General features: G+C 57.5%; 16 protein-coding genes. 5 read left to right on the top strand and 11 right to left on the bottom strand.

Translation table 11 applies throughout. The annotated features are described in order from the left end of the window. Window positions 1–3: 3 nt before the first annotated feature. Both ccoO and ccoN read right to left on the bottom strand, forming a co-directional pair. Window positions 4–732, bottom strand: a complete 729-nt coding sequence (ccoO, locus tag GOW93_RS18910) for a cytochrome-c oxidase, cbb3-type subunit II (RefSeq protein WP_170387652.1) — start codon at window positions 730–732, stop codon at window positions 4–6. 14 nt (window positions 733–746) lie between these two features. Further along, complete coding sequence (ccoN, locus tag GOW93_RS18915) at window positions 747–2354, bottom strand: cytochrome-c oxidase, cbb3-type subunit I (protein WP_170387655.1); 1608 nt, start codon at window positions 2352–2354, stop codon at window positions 747–749. Between the two features lie 196 nt (window positions 2355–2550). Between ccoN and GOW93_RS18920 the strand changes: the two genes are divergently transcribed. After that, the gene (locus GOW93_RS18920) at window positions 2551–3390 is read left to right on the top strand and encodes a universal stress protein (RefSeq protein ID WP_170387657.1); all 840 of its coding nucleotides are present in this window, start codon (window positions 2551–2553) and stop codon (window positions 3388–3390) included. Between the two features lie 38 nt (window positions 3391–3428). Here GOW93_RS18920 and GOW93_RS18925 read toward each other — a convergent pair whose 3' ends face one another. Both GOW93_RS18925 and fnrL read right to left on the bottom strand, forming a co-directional pair. Continuing rightward, entirely contained in the window at window positions 3429–3680 is a 252-nt protein-coding gene (locus GOW93_RS18925; protein WP_170387659.1) for a GlsB/YeaQ/YmgE family stress response membrane protein, read from the bottom strand. A gap of 72 nt (window positions 3681–3752) precedes the next feature. Continuing rightward, window positions 3753–4508 carry a transcriptional regulator FnrL gene (gene fnrL / locus GOW93_RS18930; protein WP_170387706.1) on the bottom strand — a complete coding sequence of 252 codons (756 nt, stop codon included), beginning with the start codon at window positions 4506–4508 and terminating at the stop codon, window positions 3753–3755. 49 nt (window positions 4509–4557) lie between these two features. On the opposite strand from fnrL, the gene hemN reads away from it, so the two are divergent. Continuing rightward, window positions 4558–5913: an oxygen-independent coproporphyrinogen III oxidase gene (gene hemN, locus GOW93_RS18935; protein WP_170387661.1), complete on the top strand. Its 1356-nt coding sequence runs from the start codon at window positions 4558–4560 to the stop codon at window positions 5911–5913. 175 nt (window positions 5914–6088) lie between these two features. Continuing rightward, window positions 6089–8017, top strand: a complete 1929-nt coding sequence (locus GOW93_RS18940; protein ID WP_170387662.1) for an elongation factor G — start codon at window positions 6089–6091, stop codon at window positions 8015–8017. Window positions 8018–8040: 23 nt separating this feature from the next. Here GOW93_RS18940 and GOW93_RS18945 read toward each other — a convergent pair whose 3' ends face one another. From GOW93_RS18945 to GOW93_RS18965, 5 genes are all read right to left on the bottom strand, one after another. Continuing rightward, window positions 8041–9618, bottom strand: coding sequence for an ABC transporter ATP-binding protein (locus GOW93_RS18945; RefSeq protein WP_170387664.1), 1578 nt, complete (start codon window positions 9616–9618; stop codon window positions 8041–8043). Next, window positions 9615–10721 carry an ABC transporter permease gene (locus tag GOW93_RS18950; RefSeq protein WP_170387666.1) on the bottom strand — a complete coding sequence of 369 codons (1107 nt, stop codon included), beginning with the start codon at window positions 10719–10721 and terminating at the stop codon, window positions 9615–9617. Before GOW93_RS18950 ends, GOW93_RS18945 begins: the two co-directional genes overlap by 4 nt. After that, window positions 10722–11807, bottom strand: a complete 1086-nt coding sequence (locus GOW93_RS18955) for a microcin C ABC transporter permease YejB (RefSeq protein ID WP_170387668.1) — start codon at window positions 11805–11807, stop codon at window positions 10722–10724. It abuts the gene before it with no gap. A 9-nt stretch (window positions 11808–11816) separates the two neighbouring features. Then, window positions 11817–13730, bottom strand: a complete 1914-nt coding sequence (locus tag GOW93_RS18960) for an extracellular solute-binding protein (RefSeq protein WP_438826208.1) — start codon at window positions 13728–13730, stop codon at window positions 11817–11819. 163 nt (window positions 13731–13893) lie between these two features. After that, the gene (locus GOW93_RS18965) at window positions 13894–14403 is read right to left on the bottom strand and encodes a c-type cytochrome (RefSeq protein ID WP_170387708.1); all 510 of its coding nucleotides are present in this window, start codon (window positions 14401–14403) and stop codon (window positions 13894–13896) included. Window positions 14404–14522: 119 nt separating this feature from the next. On the opposite strand from GOW93_RS18965, the gene GOW93_RS18970 reads away from it, so the two are divergent. Further along, window positions 14523–15356, top strand: a complete 834-nt coding sequence (locus tag GOW93_RS18970) for a prephenate dehydratase (RefSeq protein ID WP_170387672.1) — start codon at window positions 14523–14525, stop codon at window positions 15354–15356. A gap of 57 nt (window positions 15357–15413) precedes the next feature. Here the strand turns inward: GOW93_RS18970 and GOW93_RS18975 are convergent, their stop codons facing one another. Both GOW93_RS18975 and nudC read right to left on the bottom strand, forming a co-directional pair. After that, complete coding sequence (locus tag GOW93_RS18975) at window positions 15414–15881, bottom strand: SRPBCC family protein (RefSeq protein WP_170387674.1); 468 nt, start codon at window positions 15879–15881, stop codon at window positions 15414–15416. Window positions 15882–15921: 40 nt separating this feature from the next. Beyond that, window positions 15922–16902 (bottom strand): NAD(+) diphosphatase, encoded by a 981-nt coding sequence (gene nudC, locus GOW93_RS18980; RefSeq protein WP_170387676.1) that lies wholly within the window; start codon window positions 16900–16902, stop codon window positions 15922–15924. Window positions 16903–17076: 174 nt separating this feature from the next. Between nudC and GOW93_RS18985 the strand changes: the two genes are divergently transcribed. Further along, the gene (locus GOW93_RS18985) at window positions 17077–18957 is read left to right on the top strand and encodes a bifunctional 2',3'-cyclic-nucleotide 2'-phosphodiesterase/3'-nucleotidase (RefSeq protein ID WP_302477034.1); all 1881 of its coding nucleotides are present in this window, start codon (window positions 17077–17079) and stop codon (window positions 18955–18957) included. The last annotated feature ends 13 nt before the right edge of the window (window positions 18958–18970 follow it).

Below are 18970 nucleotides of genomic sequence, written 5' to 3' on the forward strand. Positions count from 1 at the left end.
TCCTTATCGGCTTGCGTCCGGGGTGAAGGTCGAGAAATCGACCAACGTTCCCAGCATCTGCAGATAAGCGACCATCGCATCCGCTTCGGTCAGCTCAGGCTGACCGTCGAAGTTGCGGACGCTGACCTTGTCGCCATAACGCTCCAGCAGCCCATCATAATCGCTGTCCGGGTCTGCCTGCGCACGGAAGTCGGCCTGAGCGTTCGCCAGCATCTCTTCGGTATAGGGCGTACCCACAACCGCGTTCGCCTTCATGATGTCAGCGATATACTTGCCGTCGATCTTGCGATGCTCAAGGAAGCCATATTTCGGCATGACCGATTCAGGCACCACCGACTGCGGATCACGCAGGTGGTCTACGTGCCACTGATCAGAGTAGCGGCCGCCGACACGCGCCAGATCAGGCCCGGTGCGTTTGGAACCCCACTGAAACGGGTGGTCATACATCGATTCAGCCGCCAGCGAGTAGTGGCCATAGCGCTCAACCTCATCCCGCATCGGACGGATCATCTGGCTGTGGCACACATAGCAGCCTTCGCGAATGTAGATCTCACGCCCCGCCATTTCCAAAGGTGTGTAAGGGCGCATGCCCTCCACTTTCTCGATGGTGTTCTCAAGATAGAACAGGGGTGCGATCTGAACGATGCCACCGATGGTCACGACCAAAAAGCTGAATACCAGCAGGAGGGTCGCGTTGGTCTCGAGGATCTTATGTTTGTCGAGAATTGCCATTGCTCCGGCCCTCCTTATTCAGCCGGGACCGCGACGGTCAGGCTGGCCTCTTTGGCCGGCGCTTTCCGTACAGTCATCCACAGGTTGTAGCACATGATCACAGCACCAGCGACGAACAACACGCCACCCAGAGCACGCACCACATACATCGGGAACTTGGCCGCCACGGTGTCGGCGAACGAGTTCACCAGGAAGCCGTTGGCATCCACTTCACGCCACATCAGGCCTTCCATGATACCGGTGACCCACATCGACGCGGCATAGAGAACGATGCCGATAGTGGCGAGCCAGAAGTGCCAGCTGACCATTTGCAGCGAGTACAGACGCTCACGCTTCCACAGGACGGGCACCAAGAAGTACAGCGCACCAAAGGTGATCATACCGTTCCAGCCCAGCGCGCCCGAGTGCACGTGACCAATGGTCCAGTCGGTGTAGTGGCTGAGCGAGTTCACAGCGCGGATCGACATCATCGGACCCTCGAACGTGGACATGCCGTAGAAGCCAACCGAGATCACCATCATGCGGATCACCGGGTCGGTGCGCAGCTTGTCCCATGCGCCGGACAGGGTCATCAGACCGTTGATCATACCACCCCAGGACGGCATCCACAGGATGACCGAGAACACCATGCCCAGCGTCGAGGCCCAATCCGGCAGCGCGGTATAGTGCAGGTGGTGCGGACCAGCCCAGATATACAGGAAGATCAGCGCCCAGAAGTGGATGATCGACAACTTGTACGAAAACACCGGACGCTCGGCCTGTTTCGGGATGAAGTAATACATCATGCCCAAGAAGCCTGCGGTCAGGAAGAAGCCCACGGCGTTGTGGCCGTACCACCACTGGATCATGGCGTCTTGAACACCCGACCAGACGATGACCGATTTCGAACCCCAAATGCTGACCGGGATGGTCATGTTGTTGACAAGGTGCAGCATGGCAACGGTGACGATGAACGCGAGATAGAACCAGTTTGCCACGTATATGTGAGGCTCTTTCCGCTTGACCACGGTGCCGAGGAACACGGCCAGATAGGCAACCCAGACGATGGTCAGCCACAGGTCAACATACCATTCGGGTTCCGCATATTCCTTGGACTGGGTGCCGCCCAGAACATAGCCGGTCGCAGCCAGCACGATGAACAGCTGGTAGCCCCAGAACACAAACCAGGCCAGATTGCCGCCCCACAGGCGCGCGGCGCTGGTGCGTTGCACCACATAGAAAGACGTCGCGATCAGCGCGTTGCCGCCAAACGCAAAAATCACCGCTGAGGTGTGCAGCGGACGCAAACGGCCAAAATTCAGATAACCCTGAGCCCATTCGAAGTTCAGCACCGGAAAGGCCAGCTGAAACGCGATAAAGGTCCCCGCCAGGAACCCGACCACGCCCCAAAAGGCGGTTGCGATCACGCCATAGCGGATCACGTCATCCATGTACTCACCCGAGCGGTCGACTAGAATATCTGGCTCATCGGTGTTTCTAAGCGTCCAGATGAACAAACCACCGGCGATCAGCATCACCAGAATTGCATGCACCTGATACGCCAAATCGCGTGCATAATTGGACCCGATCGCGGCAAATACCACGACGAGACCAAGCACGATCAGCTTGATGTAATTTGACATATTGCGTCCCTTTGCCATGCCCCGCGCGATTCTTTATGTGTCGCAGGACCTTTTTGACTGGCTGTTGTTTTGTCCGACAGAGGCCGGAACTGCTTTGATCTGTGTCAAGACAATAGCCTGAATTCTATGACTATCGTGTATTGTCTGCTGAGGCATCAAGCCGCAGCACGACGCGCGTTCAAGGCACGAGGTCAATATGGCGTATAAATCGCTTCTCACCGTCATCACAGATGCAAAGCAAAGCGGACCGGCACTGGCACAGATGGCCGCTCTGGCGCATGCGCAGGATGCACATGCCGAAGCACTGTGTCTGGGCGTCGACCGCAGCCAGACAGGGTACTATTATGCCGGTGCTAATGCTTTGATTCTTCAGGAAACGCTCAACCGTGCAAACGCTGAAGCCGAAGAAGTTCTGGTTTATGCAAAGAACTATCTGGGTAAGACAGGGACCCGCTGGTCCGCCGAAAGTGGCGTAGCACAGATCGCCGATATCGGGCGCCATGTGGCCCATCGTGCCCGCTTCTCGGATCTTGTCATTCTGCCACAACCCTATGGAAAAGATTGCGGCGCCGAGGCCGAGCCGATCATCGAAGCCGCCATGTTCGAAGGTCATGCGCCGGTTCTGGTCACGCCCGACGATACGACCCCGTTCGACCGCCCCGGCACAATCCTGCTTGGGTGGAACGAAAGTGTCGAGGCAATGCGGGCCACCCGACGTGCCCTGCCCTTCCTGATTCAAGCCGATCTGGTGCGCATCGTAGTGATTGACCCGCCGCGCCATGGCCCCGATCGCTCGGACCCCGGCGGAATGCTGTCACAAATGCTGGCCCGCCATGGTGTGAAATGTGAGATCGACGTGCTCAGCAAGACCATGACCCGCGTGTCCGATATCCTAAACCGGCACGCCTCGGACACCCAGGCCGACATGATCGTAATGGGGGCCTATGGGCATTCGCGATTCCGCGAGGCCATTCTGGGCGGCGCCACCAGAAATATGTTGGAGCAGGCTTCGGTCCCAGTGTTCTTGGCGCACTAGGTGAACCTTCCTAAAAAGCCGCCCTTTGGGGCGGTTTTCTATTTCTTCACTAGCCCAATCAGGAACAGCAGGATCACTGCGCCGATGGTCGCAAATAGGATCGAGGACAAGACGCCCCCACCAATGGAAAAACCGAGAGCTGGGAAAATCAAACCGGCCAGAAATGCACCGACGACGCCAACAATAATATTGCCGATCAAGCCAAAACCACGGCCTTCCATGATTTTGCCTGACAGCCATCCGGCGACCGCGCCAATGAAAAGCATCGCCAGAATGCTACTAAATCCCATTACTTACTCCTGAAGTTTGCCTCGTTCAGGGCCAGTTAAGCATGACGTCAAAGCACAGTCACGCGGCAAGCATCAAATAGGAAACCCGCCATCCGAATCGTCACCGGCCTCTTCCATCAGGCGCCCCATATCCGGGATTGTGATGTGGCGCTTGCCCTCAAGTAAGATGACTTGATCCCTTTTCAGGGCCGAGATCTGACGGCTGACCGTTTCCAGCGTCAGACCCAGATAATCAGCCATTGCCTCGCGGGTCAGTGGCAGATCAAACACGATCGGGCCAACATTGCCCTTCTGGCTGATCGAAGCATCTCGGCGGGCAATGATCGACAACAGGCTGGCAATTTTCTCGCGAGCGGTCTTACGTCCCAATACCAGCATCCATTCGCGGGCCGCATCCAGCTCATCCAGCGTCATCTGCAACAAGCGGTGCGCGATATGCGGCGTGGAGCTCATTAACTCTTCAAAGGGTTTTTTGCGAAAACAGCACATGACCAGATCAGTGGTCGCCTGTACGTCATAGGGCGCAGATTCGCGCCCGGGGCGCCCGACGAAATCACTGGGCAGCAACAGACCTACCATTTGCGTGCGCCCGTCCTCCATCGTCTGCGTCAAAGACGCGATTCCAGACACGACAGAACCAACAAAGTTCATCTGATCCCCGGACCAGATGATCGTCTGACCAGCTTCGAAACTGCGGTAATACTTAATGCCTTCAAGCTCTTCCAACTCATCCGCATCACAGTGCGCGCACACTGCGCGATGCCGGATGGGGCAATCTTCACAGTTCGTGTGGTCGACTTTGAATATCGGTGTCATGCGCGTTTCCATTTGATCTTGGTCAAAGCAACTTGGCGGGCCGTCCCATAAAGGTATCGCCATGACTGTGAAACCTCAATTGGCAAAGCTTGGACTATTTGACGCGAAAGTCCCGCGTTACACAAGCTATCCCACCGCGCCCCAATTCAGCAATGACGTGGAGGCAAGTCTTTATGGTGACTGGATTTCCGGGATCAAACCCGGCAGTCAAGTGTCGCTGTACATCCATGTACCATTCTGCCGCAGATTGTGCTGGTTCTGTGCCTGCCGGACGCAAGGGACGCAGACCGATAATCCGGTGATTGCCTATGTGGACGTTCTAAAGGCCGAACTGGATCTTTTGGCCGCGCGCCTGCCCGAGGACGTCACCCTGTCGCGCCTGCATTGGGGCGGCGGCACACCAACCCTGCTGAACCCGGATTTGATGCGCGATCTGGCGGCACGAATTCTAGAGGTGGTGCCACTGGGGCCGAACGCCGAATTCTCGGTTGAGATCGACCCAAACGAGATTGATGAGGCCCGCCTGGACGCATTGGCCGAGGCCGGGATGAACCGCGCCTCAATCGGGGTACAGGATTTCGACGCCGAGATTCAAAAAACCATTGGGCGCATTCAAAGCTATGACACCACGCGCGAAGCCGTGGATATGATCCGTGCCCGCGGAATCACAAGCCTGAACGCCGATATCCTGTATGGGCTGCCGCACCAGACCAAGGCGCGGATGACGGAAAGCGTGCAGAAACTCCTGTCGCTCAGCCCGGATCGCGTAGCGCTTTACGGCTATGCCCATGTTCCCTGGATGGCCAAACGGCAACAGCTGATCCCTTCAGACGCGCTGCCCACACCAGAAGAACGGCTGGACCTGTTCGACACGGCCCGCCGCCTGTTCATGTGGGACAATTACGCCGAGATTGGCATCGACCACTTTGCCACGCAGGATGACGGCCTGACCCGTGCTTTGAAAACCGGGCAGCTTAAGCGGAACTTCCAAGGTTATACTGACGATCAGGCTGATGTCCTCATCGGCGTCGGTGCCAGCTCGATCTCGCGCTTTCCGCAGGGATATGCCCAAAACGCGCCCGCGACCTCAGCTCACACGAAAGCGATCCGCGAAGGGCGGTTCTCGACCTCGCGCGGCCATCTGTTCAAAGGGCAAGACATACTGCGCGCCCGGTTGATCGAGGCGCTGATGTGCGATTTCCAGATCAATAGCTCCGAGATACTGCGCGACCACAACATTACCAAGGCCGAGCTGCAGGGCATGTACCAAAAGGCCAATGCCGCCTTTGACGGCCTGCTGCGGATTACCGAGGACGGGTTGTTCATCCCGATCGAGGCGCGCCCGCTGACCCGCATGATTGCTGGCAGTTTCGACGCTTATGATCTGAGCAAAGCTGGCCACAGCTCGGCAATCTGACCCGAAAGAAGGTCAGGGCTTGACGCGGCGGGTCAGTTTTTTCCAAACTTGCGGGGCGGGTGGTATCCGCCCGCGCCTGAGGCAGGCCAAGTACCAGACAGTTCATGCCAACGCATTCGCGTAAGGCTTTCCCATTCGTGCAGCCGATCTGCAATTTGAAAGAGGGACAGCACCCATGCGCGTTTTCACCGTCCTCGGCCCCAGCCAATCGGGCAAAACCACTCTGGTCGAGGCTATTAGCCGCCTCGACGGGCGGCCCACCACATTCGACGTATCCGGAACCGTGCATTTGCACGGTTTTTCTTATTTGGACGAGCCCTGGTGCGCCATCGACGTAGATGGCGGCGGCGACAATCTGGCCTATGTCGGACCCGCCATGGCAATCTCGGATGCCGCCGTAGTGGTCGTGCCACCCGACCCAAACGCTGCTGTTCTCTGCGCGCCCTACCTGCGTCTGGTCGAAGAGGCTGGCATACCCTGTTTTCTGTTCATCAATCGGATGGACAATCCCAACGGCCGGGTTCGCGACATTATCTCGGCGCTGCAAACCTATTGCACCCACCACATAGCCCTGCGGCAAGTGCCGATCCGCGAAGGCGAAGATATTGTCGGCGCAGTCGACCTGATATCTGAGCGGGCGTGGAAATATCAGGAAGGGCAGCCTTCGGCCCTGATCGAGCTGCCTCAATCGGTCGAGGATCGCGAACAGGAAGCCCGAACGGAATTGTTGGAAACCCTGTCGGATTTCGACGACAACCTGCTGGAGCAGCTGATTGAGGACAAGCAGCCACCCAGTGCCGAGGTTTATGAACTGGCCGCACAAGTGCTGCAGAACCACCTGCTGATTCCCGCCTGCCTGGGCGCAGCCAGCCACGGCAATGGGCTGACTCGCCTGATGAAAGCCCTGCGGCACGAAGCACCGGGATTCGATATCGCCGCCGGGCGCGACGAAGCCGAAGAAAATGCCCGCGCTATCGCCGGGTTTGCGGATGTGAAGAAACATATCGGCAAGATCGTGGTCCTGCGCGGGCTGGGCGCAGGTGTGAAGGCACATGAAAATCTGGGCGGTGAAACGGTGGGCAACCTGACAACGCTGGACGCCAAGACACAGATCTCCGAACTGCCCGCAGGACAAATCGGGCTTGCGGTGAAGTCCGACCACCTGAACCCCGGCAACCTTTATGACAGTATGTCAGCCTCCCCTCTGCCGGAATGGGCGGCCTCACACCCGGCAGCACATCGGCAGATCGTGTCACCCGCGCACGAGCGTGATGACGTGCGCCTGTCCAACGCGCTGTCCCGTCTGGTCGAGATCGATCCCGGCCTGCATTTGGCTCAGGATGAACTTAGCGGCCATGCCGTTCTGGGGTCTCAGGGGCCGCAGCATATGCGGCGCGTCTCGAGCAAACTGGCCGAAGATTTCGGAATTGAGATCGCCACCGAACCGGTTGAGACCGCCTATCGCGAGACAATCCGCACGCCGATCGAACATCGTCACCGCCATCGCAAGCAATCGGGCGGCGCGGGGCAGTTCGCCGACGTGGTAATCTCGGTCGCGCCAATGCCACGCGGGTCGGGGTTTCAGTTCGAAGAAATCGTCAAGGGAGGTGCGGTGCCCAAAAACTATATCCCGTCCGTCGAACACGGCGCCAAGGACGCGCTGGCGCAGGGACCAGAAGGCTTTCCTGTGGTCGACGTGAAGGTCACGCTCAGCGACGGCAAACATCACAACGTGGACAGCTCGGACTATGCGTTCCGAACCGCAGGCAAAAACGCTGTACGCGAGGCCCTGCCACAAGCCAAACCGGTCGTCCTGCAACCCATCCTGAACGCCGAGATTCACCTGCCTTCGGATTTCGTCGGCGATCTGGTTCCCACGATCAGTTCGCTGCAGGGTCAGGTTCTGGGCTTTGAGGGCAATCCCAATGCCTCGGGCTGGGAAATTTTCAACGCCCAACTACCTGCCGTGGCCGAAGACGAACTACACCGCACCCTTGCCAGCGCTACGCGCGGCACCGGGTGGGTCAAATTGACGTTTGATCATTATGAAGAACTACGCGGACCGGTGCCAAAATCAGCCGACCGCGAGAAAGCGAACGCCTGAATTCCGCGCGTGGCGGGCTGGTTTCAGCCCGCCGCCGCAATCAGTTCTCGGGTATAGTCGGTCTGGGCATTCTCAAACAGGTCTTCAGCCGCACCCATTTCGATCACATCGCCATTCCGCATGACGATCACTTTGTGCGACATAGCCCGCACGACCTTCAAGTCGTGGCTGATGAACAGATAGGCCAGACCGTATTTCCGCTGCAGATCGCGGAGCAGATCGACGATTTGCACCTGTACCGTCATGTCCAGTGCGCTGGTCGGTTCGTCCAGTACCAACAGTTTGGGGCGCAGGACCATGGCGCGTGCAATCGCGATACGCTGACGCTGTCCGCCCGAGAACTCATGCGGGTAACGGTCCATCGCCGCTGGGTCGAGACCCACTTCGGTCATCACTTCGGCGACCAGCTCGCGCGAAGCACGGTGGGGGTCAACCTTGTGGATCGCCAGCCCCTCGGCAATGATCTGCTGGCAAGTCATACGCGGGCTAAGGCTGCCGAACGGGTCCTGAAACACGATCTGCATGTCCTTGCGCAGACGCCGCAGCTCGCGCGTGGACCAGCGGCGCACATCCTGATCGCGGTAGGTGATCCCACCCTCGGACGCAATCAACCGCATGATCGCCAGCGCCAGCGTAGTCTTGCCCGAGCCGCTTTCGCCGACGATGCCAAGTGTCTCGCCCGCGCGCACGCTAAGTGTGGCGTCGTTCACCGCTTTCACATGGCCAACGGTGCGTTTCAGAAACCCGCGCTGAATCGGGAACCAGACCTTCAGGTGATCGGTCCGGGCGACCTCTTCGGCATCCGGCGCGACCGGGTCGGGATGCCCCGAGGGTTCGGCCCCCAGCAGCTTGCACGTGTAGGGGTGCTGCGGATTCTCAAAAATTTCGGAGGTCACTCCGGTCTCAACAATCTCACCGTCTTTCATCACGCAAACCCGGTCAGCAATCCGGCGCACGATTCCGAGGTCGTGGGTGATGAACAGCATCCCCATATTCTCGGATTTCTGCAACTCGGCCAGCAGCTCCAGAATCTGCGCCTGAATGGTCACGTCCAATGCTGTCGTAGGCTCATCCGCAATCAGAATGTCCGGTTTGTTGGCCAGCGCCATCGCGATCATGACCCGCTGCCGCTGCCCGCCCGACAGTTGGTGCGGATAGCTGTCCAGACGCTCGCGCGGATCGCGAATACCCACCTTGGTCAGCAGTTCAACGATACGTTCCCGCGCTGTCTCACCGGTCAGCCCCTGGTGCAGAGCCAAAGACTCAGCCATCTGCTTTTGAATCGTGTGCAGCGGGTTCAGTGATGTCATCGGCTCCTGAAATATAAAGCTGATGTCATTGCCGCGCACATCCATCAGCTTGTCCTGCGAGGCGCCGATCATCTCGTCGCCGTCGTATTTGACGGAGCCTTCGACAATGGCGCTGTCGCCCAGCAAGGACACCGTAGATAGGGCAGTGACGGATTTGCCCGAACCGGATTCACCCACCAAAGCGACGGTTTCACCTCGATCCACGGTGAAGGACACTTCCTTGACCGCCGCGCTCACCTGCCCGTCTTGCTTGAACGATACCTTGAGGTTGTTCACATCCAACAGGCTCATGAGAAGGTCTTTCTGGGATCAAACGCGTCGCGCACGCCTTCGAAAATGAAGACCAGCAGCGACAGCATGATGGCAAAGGTGAAAAAGGCAGTGAAGGCCAACCAAGGCGCTTGCAGGTTCTGTTTCGCCTGCAAGGTAAGTTCCCCCAACGACGGCGCAGAGGATGGCAGGCCGAAGCCTAGGAAATCCAGCGAAGCCAAGCCGCCAATCGTGCCGGTCACGATGAATGGCATGAAAGTCAGTGTCGCTACCATCGCGTTGGGCAGCATGTGGCGGAACATGATGGTCATGTTGCCCACGCCCAGCGCCCGTGCCGCACGGACATATTCAAGATTACGCGCACGTAGGAACTCGGCCCGGACAACGCTCACCAACCCGGTCCAACTGAACAGGATCATCAGCGCCACCAATAGCCAGAAACTTCGTCCTAGAATGGCAAACATGATGATGATGACGTAGAGCGAGGGCGTGGCCGACCAGATTTCGATGATCCTTTGGAAAACAAGATCGAGCCAACCGCCAAAGAAACCCTGAATGGCACCCGCGAAGATACCGATCATGCTGGCCACGCCGGTAACCATCAGCGTGAACAGGATCGACAGGCGGAAACCGTAGATTACTCGAGCCAGAACGTCACGTTTGGTGTCATCTGTACCCAGCAGGTTCTGACCATTGGGCGGCAGCGGCGCGGCTCCGGGGCGATCAACACTGGTGTTGAAGGAATACGGGATCAGCGGCCAGATGGCCCAACCCTTTTCGTAACCTTCCGCTTCAAACGACCCAGCCTTGATCTCATCAATGATACCTTCGGGATCGTCGAAACAGTCCTCAAGCCCGCCGCTGTCGATCAGGCACTGAACCTCGGGGTCGCGATAAATCGCTTCGGTCTGGAAATCGCCGCCAAATCTGGTTTCAGGGTAGAAGTTGAAGATCGGCGTGAAGAACTCGCCCCGGTATTTCACCAGGATCGGTTTGTCATTGGCGATAAACTCGGCGAACAGCGATAGGCCGAACAAAACCGAGAAGATAATCAGCGACCAGAAGGCCCGTCCGTTGCGGCGGAAGTTGCGCCAGCGGCGCTGGTTGAGTGGGGACAAGGCCATTTACCCCTCCCGCTTTTCGAAGTCGATGCGCGGGTCGACCAGCACATACATCAGGTCACTGATGATGCCGACAACCAGCCCCATCAGGCCAAAGATGAACAGCGTGCCGAAGATTACCGGATAATCGCGCGCCACGGCCGCCTCAAAGCCCAGACGGCCCAAACCATCCAGCGAGAAGATCGTCTCGATAATAATCGAACTTCCGAAGAACACGCCAATAAACACCGCCGGGAATCCCGCGATGACGATAAGCATCGCGTTGCGAAAGACGTGGCCGTACAGAACCTTGCTTTCGCTCAAACCTTTGGCGCGCGCGGTCATCACGTATTGCTTTTTGATCTCATCCAGAAACGAGTTCTTGGTCAGCAGCGTCAGCGTCGCAAAGGCGGAAATCGTCAGGGCAATGACAGGCAGGGTGATGTGCCAGAAATAATCCGCGACCTTGCCAATCAGGCTGAGACTGTCCCAATTGTCCGAGGTCAGCCCCCGTAGCGGGAAGATCTGCCAGTATGAGCCACCGGCAAATAGGACAAGCAGCAGGATCGCAAAAAGAAAGCCGGGGATGGCATAGGCCACGATGATGGTGCCGCTGGTCCAGGTATCAAAGCGTGATCCATCCTTTACCGCCTTGCGAATGCCCAGCGGAATCGACACCAGATAGGCGATCAATGTCGACCACAGCCCCAGAGAGATCGACACAGGCATCTTCTCCAACACCAGATCAGTCACACTGATCGAGCGGAAATAGCTCTCACCAAAATCCAGCGTCAGGTAGTTGCCCATCATGTTGAGGAATCGTTCAACCGGAGGTTTGTCGAAGCCGAACTCTTTCTCAAGCTCTTCTATGAATTCGGGCGGCAGGCCACGCGCGCCGACGTAACGATCATTGGCGCCGCCGGTCTGCTGCTCGATGTCACTGCCGCCTCCGGCAATGCCTTCAAATACGTCACCGCCGCCTTCCATCTGGGCGATGATCTGTTCAATCGGCCCACCGGGGACGAACTGAACTAGTGTGAAGTTGACGATCATGATCCCAAGAAGGGTTGGGATGACCAGCAACAGACGTCTTAGAATATATGCTCCCATGGGGGCGGATTACCTCAACGCGCCTGACGATTTCAACTCGGCTTCTTTCTCAGCGTTGATCCACCAGAGGTCTTCCACGCCCAGCGCATAAGGCGGCAGATTTTCGGGGTATTCATACATATCCCAATAGGCCACCCAGTATTTGCCCAGATACCATGTGGGCACCATGATCCGCTTGGCGCGCAACACGCGGTCCAGTGCGCGGACATTGGCGAAAAGCTCTTCGCTTTCGGTCGCGGCAACGATGTTGTCGATCAGCGGTTCAATATCGGGGCCATGCGCACCCGACGGGTTGAACACGGAATATGACGCCGCCTCAGACCCATACTGCTGGTAAAGCCCCGTCGAGGGCTGCAGCGATTTCCGGTAACCGCCGTTTATCATGTCGAAATCCCGGTCGCGGCGACGCAAGGTGAACTGAGCGTTGTCGACGCGGTTGTATTTCGCATCAATACCCATGGCACGCAGGTTGTCGACAAAAGGCTGAATAATACGGTCCAGCGTAGGCTGGTCCGACAGGAATTCGATGGACAGAACCTCTCCCTTGTCATTCCGGCGGATACCGTCATCGCCGACCAGCCAACCTGCCTCATCCAACAGTTTCATGGCAGCGCGCAGGTTGCGGCGGTCGTTCTGACGTGCGGGCCGGGATTCATGGGCGCTTACAGGTTCTTCAGTCAAAACCGCGGGATCGACCGCATCACCCAAAGCCTGCAAAACCTCAAGCTCACGCCCTTCAGGCAGCCCTTTGGCTTCTAGATGCGTACCTTCCCAGAATGAATGCCGTTGCTGAAACAGGCCGTATTGCAGGCTTTCGTTGGTCCATTCGAAGTTGTAACCGAGCTGCACCGCCTCGCGGACACGGGGGTCTTGGAACTGCGGGCGGTCGAGATTCATGATGAAACCGGTCGCGGACGGCACGTTACCATCCTCCAACTCGGCCCGGATCACATTGCCATTGGAAATCGCCGGAAAGTCATAGGCCGTGGCCCAGCTTTTCGAGTTATTTTCCTGCCGCAGAGTGAACGTCCCCGCCTTGAACCCTTCCATCGCCGCAATCGAGTCACTGAAATACTCGATCCGGATGGTGTCATAGTTGTTGCGGCCGACATTTACGTTGATGTCATCGCCCCAGTAATCGGGGTTGCGCTTGTACACGATGCGCCGGTTGATGTCGTAGCTGTCCAGCACATAGGGCGCTGAACCAATACCCGGCACAAGGCGTGACTTGTCCAAACGCCGATTTTCTGGATCAGCCTCGAACCAGGCTTTGGAAAACACCGGCGTACCGCCCACCTGAGAAATCAGCGCCCGGCGTGGAATATCCGGCGCGAAATAGAATTTGACCCTATGTTCATCCAGCGCTTCGGCACGGGGGATTCGCTTGCGCACGGCGTCTGCGTAAGACTTAAGTCCCTGATCCAGAAGCAGGTTGTGGGAAAACACAACATCCTCGGCGGTCACCGGAGTACCGTCCGAGAAACGCGCCTCAGGGCGCATGTTAAAGATCACCCAATCCTGGCTTTCCGGGTATTCGAGGCTTTCAGCCAGCAGACCGTAATAGGATGCAGGCTCGTCATAAGACGGGAACAACAGAGATTCATATTGATCCGCCGACCGTACTCCGGCGCGACCCTGCCGTGTGAACGGGTTAAAGCTGTCGAACGTACCCTGCGCGCCGTAAGACAGTTCGCCACCCTTTGGCGCATTCGGGTTCACATAGTCGAAATGCGCGAATCCTTCGGGGTATTTAAGATCGCCAAATTCAGAGAACCCGTGGCTTTTGATGATTTTCTCTTCGGCAAATAGCTGGGTCGCCGCCAAAAAAGCCAGAAAAAACCCCGCCATCAAAGCATGTATCGAGCCCCTGAAATCCAATGCGCGCGCCTGAACGGAAACTCTTTTGGATCTCATATTGCTCATCCCCTGCTTCGCCTGTGTCTTTAATCTTATACGCGCCAGCTAAATGACCAGCGCTGTCAGGTTCAAGTTTAGAATGCGTGAACGCTTTGTGAAGATGTTCTTAAGCAAAAATAAAGCCGCTGCACAGGGCAGCGGCTTTTGAATTCAGTGGCTGATCACGCGATCAGTTGCCGATAGTTTGCAGGTAAGCAATCAGATCGGCACGTTCCTGCGGTTTTTTCAGGCCGGCAAAGCTCATTGATGTACCCGAGATATAGGCGCTGGGGCGGGTCAGGAACGCGTCCAGTGCTTCGGGTGTCCAGTTGCCGCCATGCGCCTGCATCGAAGCCGAATATCCGGTGAAGCCTTTGGCCGACGCAACAGGGCGGTCCACAATTGCGTACAGATAGGGGCCGGTACCATTTGCGCCGTCTTCCAGCTTGTGGCAGGCGGTGCATTTACGGAATACTTTTGCGCCCTTCTCAGGATCCGCTGCGGCAAGCAGATCTTCGAAGACCACCTCTTCGCCGTCTGCGCTTTCACCAGAGCTTTCGGTTTCGATAATGTAAGAGGCCGTCTCGCCATGCCCATCCGCATGGTAAAGAACCTCGGCACCCCATTTGGCCAGAAGCAGCACCAGGAAGGTGCCAAACAGGCCTGCGGCGGCCTTGGTAACTGTCATCGTGTCGAACATTGATCGCGAGTCCATTTCAGCTGTCTGCGGGGTGTCTAAGGCTTCCCCTTGCAAGAGGCAAGGTATAGACACCGCGACTAAACGCCCAATTCACGAACTTGTTGCACGGAATCGTCCAAATGACCAATCGCATCGCATTTCAGGGAGAACCCGGCGCCTATAGTCACGAGGCTTGCCGCAATGCCCGTCCCGATATGGAGGCCCTTCCCTGCCGCACATTCGAGGACGTAATCGAATCGGTTCGGTCAGGCGAGGCCGATCTGGCGATGCTACCGGTCGAAAATACGACATACGGTCGGGTGGCCGACATTCACCGCTTGCTGCCGCATAGCGGACTGCACATCATCGATGAGGCGTTCGTGCGCGTGCATATCAACCTGTTGGCTGTACCGGGCGCGACACTGGATGATATCACCGAGGCGCATTCGCATCTGGTTCTGCTGCCGCAATGCGCAGGTTTCCTGAAAGAACACAACATCCGTGGCCGCGTTAGCCCCGACAACGCCCGTGCCGCGCGTGAGGTCTCGGAGCAAGGAGACCTGCATTCAGCTGCTCTGGCCAGCGAGCTGGCAGGGGAAATATATGGCCTAAACTTGCTGGCTCGTCATATCGAGGATCAAGACAACAACACGACCCGCTTTCTGGTCATGTCACGCGAGGCCGACCTGACCCGGCGCGGGCCGCATGGGATGATCACCAGCTTTGTCTTTCAGGTCCGCAACATTCCGGCGGCGCTGTACAAAGCGATGGGCGGATTTGCCACCAATGGCATCAACATGACAAAATTGGAAAGCTACATGGTCGACGGCTCGTTCACCGCGACCCAGTTCTATGCCGATATCGTCGGTCACCCCGACGACCGAAGCGTGCAGTTGGCCATGGATGAACTAGAGCATTTCACCACCAATGTCGAAGTTCTGGGCGTTTACCCAGCAGCTGAACCGCGTGGCTAATAGTTGAAAATGCGCTGCCTGAATTGAATTTGCTGGCGCAAATGGGCCTCGGCTCAATCAGGTGCCATGCAGGTGACGCTCTTCCAATTCGCGGGCAAATTCACTGAGCCGCACCTGAAACTGCCGCCGGAACCGCGCCTGACCCAGCCGCATTGATTGCAGCAACAGACGCGCTGGCAGAGATTTGGCGGCCAACGACATATCAATGCTCAGACGAGTGCGGCGCTGCGATAGCGCCAGAAACTCAACGGTCGTAACGCCGTTCATACCTTTGCTCGACGCTTCAAACCGCATATGCGAAGGCGGTTCACACTCGGCCATCTGGATCGCGACCTGACGCGGCTTGCCGCGCAGCTTGAATTCGGTTTCCCACTGCGTTCCCGGTACGACACCCATATGGCCCGACAACCGTCGCACCTCGATCCCGCGGCGTATGGCCATACGCTCGAAACGTTCAAAATCGGCAACCATTTCGAACACCGAATTGATGGGAGCTTCGATATCTTCGCGCGCTTTAAACTGCATGGCGGTTTGTCGCTCTGTTTCCTGTTAGGTCAGTATTTTGTCAGTCCAGCGTATCCGCAAGCCAGTTTTGCAGCAGGAAATGCGCAATGGCACCTTTGCGGGCGGGCAGCAATTTTGGATGTTCCCCGGCAAAAGCCTGCAGCATTTCAGGTTTGCTAACCCACATCGCGTCTTCTATTTCCACCGGATCAATGGTGATCTCGCGCGACAGCGCCTCACCCGCACAACCAAACATCAGCGAAGCTGGAAAAGGCCAAGGCTGACTGGAGAGATAGCTGACCGCACCTACGGGCACGCCCGCCTCTTCCATCACTTCACGCCTCACCGCAGCCTCTAGTGTTTCACCGGGCTCTACGAAACCGGCCAGCAGCGAATACATCCCTTCGGGCCACCCCGGAGATCGGCCAACCAGCACCGCGTCTCCGTGTGTGATCAACATGATGACGACCGGATCGGTTCGCGGAAAATGCTGACCTCCACATGCGGGGCAACTGCGTTGCCATCCGGCTTGTGCAACCTCGCTGGCCGCACCGCAACGCGCACAGAACCGATGGGTTTCGTGCCATCCAATGACCGCTTTGGCCGCCGCCGCCAATTCCGCATCCCGTGCGGAGAGGCGGGTCATGATCCGGCGCAGCTCGGCGAACACATGGCCGTGTGGAAGGTCCGGGTGCTGCTGTTCGGACGGATCGATAAAGCCGCCGATCTGCGACATGTCCAGCCCTTCGGGCGACCAGCCCGAGATATCCAAAGCAAAAACCGGGTCACCGTCGGACAGCCCTAGAAACACGGGTTCTTCAATACTTCCGCCAGGACCATTTTCAACCAGCCCGTGGGACATTGGAATAAGCTCAAGCCGATCCAGCCCCTCCCCCTGAACCAGCGGCTTGCCACGCCAAAGCAGCAGACATGACGCTTGCGGGTGGGCACGCGCCTGCGCCAACTGTTCGGCATCCCCCCGAATTTGCGCCGCACGATCCAGACCCGAGCTGCCAAATGTCACAAGTTCAGCGTGTTTCATAGAATATCCTCTGGACGACGGCACAGGGCTGCCACGGCTACACCGGCAGTGCAATGGGAATTCTAGATGCCCGAAAACATGAGGCCGTCAAATGATCACAGGCCCGCGTTGCAAGTTGCATTTGTTATACTTTTTGGTGAAAAAGCTTAACATACAACTGCTAAAAGTAGAAGATTGTCACATTCCCCTCTCCCGCCGCACGCCTCGCTGAAGATCCGGATTCTGGCAACTTCCGATCTGCATATGAATCTTCGAGGATTCGACTACTATTCAGATAAGCCCGACCCAACGATCGGTTTCAGCCGCACAGCCTCCCTGATCCGTGACGCGCGAAGCGAAGCTGAGGCGGAGGGCACAATCACCCTACTGTTCGACAACGGAGATTCGCTGCAAGGTACACCCGTCGGAGAATGGGCGGTGGAACCGGCAAATACCCCGCATATCCTTATGCGCGCCTTCAATGTGCTGGGCTATGACGCCGTCGGCCTCGGGAATCACGATTTCGGCTTTGGACTGGACGCTTTGGATGGCGTGATCGCCGACGCGACGTGTCCGGTGATTTGCAGCAACGCGCGCCACCTGGATACGAGGTCCGCTTGGCAGGATCAGGCCATTTTGACCCGGACAACCAATCAGTTCGGCCGAAATGTATCGTTAAAGATCGGCGTGTTTTCGGTGCTGCCGCCTCAGACAGCAAAATGGGAAACGCAGCGGCTAAAGGGCAGAGTCGTTGTGGACGACATTCTGTCATGCGCCCAACAACAGGTGCAGGACTTGTTGACACAGGATTGCGATCTGATCCTTGCTTTGGCGCATACGGGACTTGGACCCGCCGCCCCTCAGCCGGATCTGGAAAACGCAATCATCCCTCTTGCGGCGATTGATGGTATCGACGCTCTGATCGCAGGGCATTCACATCTTACACTGCCGGGTCAGGCGCATGATGGATTGGACCATGTCGACGCCAGTTTGGGCCGGGTGCACGGAAAACCTGTGGTCATGCCCGGCGCAGCGGGGTCGAATCTGGGTGTGATTGACCTGACGCTACACCGTGAGGACACCGGAAAGTGGAGAGTTCACGACCACAAATCCGAGTTGCGACCCATCTGCTCAACGCCAACGGGAAGCATGCCCACACCGGTCGCAGAAGACCCTGAATTAGTACACCTTTTTTCCGAGGCGCATTCGGATACGCGCCGTCGCGCGTCACAACCCGTCGGTCATAGCGGCCATCCTCTGCACAGTTATTTCAGCTTTTGCGTCCCGGACCGTGGACTTACCTTGGCCGCGGCAGCCCAAGCCGCTGCCCTGCGTCCCTATCTGCACGGCACAAACCTTGCCGAGTTACCCATTTTATCAGCGGTTGCGCCTTCAAGATTCGGAGGTCGAGCTGGCCCCAGGCACTACACGGACGTTCCCTCTGGCCAATTGTGCTTGCGCCATGTCAACGATCTGTATGTATTCCCAAACGAATTGCAGGCAGTGGTGGTGACTGCCGAGCAGATCAGCGATTGGTTGGAAATGTCCGCCGGGGTTTTCAACCAGATCACGCCCGGGCATCAAGACGAACTGATTGCCTTGGACCGAGCTGGGCATAACTTTGATGTCTTGTTGGGGCTTACCTACCAGATCGACCTGTCGCAGCCCCCGCGTTTCGAGGCCAGCGGTCGCCTGATCAACCCGGCGCATCGGCGCATTCGCAATATTCAGCTCGAAGGTCAGCTGTTGCTCCCCAAACAGCGCTTTGTCGTCGCGTTGAACAATTATCGCGCGAATGGAGGCGGTCATTTCCCCTTTGTCGAACAGGCAGAACCCATTGCGCTGCCCATGCTACCGATCCAGAGCATCTTGCGGGATTACCTGTCCGGCGATCTGCCACAAGACCCGCTGCAGCACGCCCCGCGCCCCTTCCACCTGACGTCTCAGCCCGGCTCAAAGACGTTGCTGCGCACCGGACCAATGGCCCAAGCGCATCTGGAAGAGTTGGCAGAATACAACCCGCAAGTGGTCGGTAAAGACGATGAAGGTTTTCTACTGATCCGCTTGACGCTCTGACGGCTTGTCTTTT

Source organism: Ruegeria atlantica, assembly GCF_013032455.1.
Taxonomy (GTDB): Bacteria; Pseudomonadota; Alphaproteobacteria; order Rhodobacterales; family Rhodobacteraceae; genus Ruegeria; species Ruegeria atlantica_B.

Excerpts from the sequence above, each read along its gene's own strand:
- ccoO (WP_170387652.1), bottom strand. The coding sequence starts at position 732 with ATGGCAATTCTCGACAAACATAAGATCCTCGAGACCAACGCGACCCTC.
- ccoN (WP_170387655.1), bottom strand. The coding sequence starts at position 2,354 with ATGTCAAATTACATCAAGCTGATCGTGCTTGGTCTCGTCGTGGTATTT.
- GOW93_RS18920 (WP_170387657.1), top strand. The coding sequence starts at position 2,551 with ATGGCGTATAAATCGCTTCTCACCGTCATCACAGATGCAAAGCAAAGC.
- GOW93_RS18925 (WP_170387659.1), bottom strand. The coding sequence starts at position 3,680 with ATGGGATTTAGTAGCATTCTGGCGATGCTTTTCATTGGCGCGGTCGCC.
- fnrL (WP_170387706.1), bottom strand. The coding sequence starts at position 4,508 with ATGGAAACGCGCATGACACCGATATTCAAAGTCGACCACACGAACTGT.
- hemN (WP_170387661.1), top strand. The coding sequence starts at position 4,558 with ATGACTGTGAAACCTCAATTGGCAAAGCTTGGACTATTTGACGCGAAA.
- GOW93_RS18940 (WP_170387662.1), top strand. The coding sequence starts at position 6,089 with ATGCGCGTTTTCACCGTCCTCGGCCCCAGCCAATCGGGCAAAACCACT.
- GOW93_RS18945 (WP_170387664.1), bottom strand. The coding sequence starts at position 9,618 with ATGAGCCTGTTGGATGTGAACAACCTCAAGGTATCGTTCAAGCAAGAC.
- GOW93_RS18950 (WP_170387666.1), bottom strand. The coding sequence starts at position 10,721 with ATGGCCTTGTCCCCACTCAACCAGCGCCGCTGGCGCAACTTCCGCCGC.
- GOW93_RS18955 (WP_170387668.1), bottom strand. The coding sequence starts at position 11,807 with ATGGGAGCATATATTCTAAGACGTCTGTTGCTGGTCATCCCAACCCTT.
- GOW93_RS18960 (WP_438826208.1), bottom strand. The coding sequence starts at position 13,730 with ATGAGCAATATGAGATCCAAAAGAGTTTCCGTTCAGGCGCGCGCATTG.
- GOW93_RS18965 (WP_170387708.1), bottom strand. The coding sequence starts at position 14,403 with ATGTTCGACACGATGACAGTTACCAAGGCCGCCGCAGGCCTGTTTGGC.
- GOW93_RS18970 (WP_170387672.1), top strand. The coding sequence starts at position 14,523 with ATGACCAATCGCATCGCATTTCAGGGAGAACCCGGCGCCTATAGTCAC.
- GOW93_RS18975 (WP_170387674.1), bottom strand. The coding sequence starts at position 15,881 with ATGCAGTTTAAAGCGCGCGAAGATATCGAAGCTCCCATCAATTCGGTG.
- nudC (WP_170387676.1), bottom strand. The coding sequence starts at position 16,902 with ATGAAACACGCTGAACTTGTGACATTTGGCAGCTCGGGTCTGGATCGT.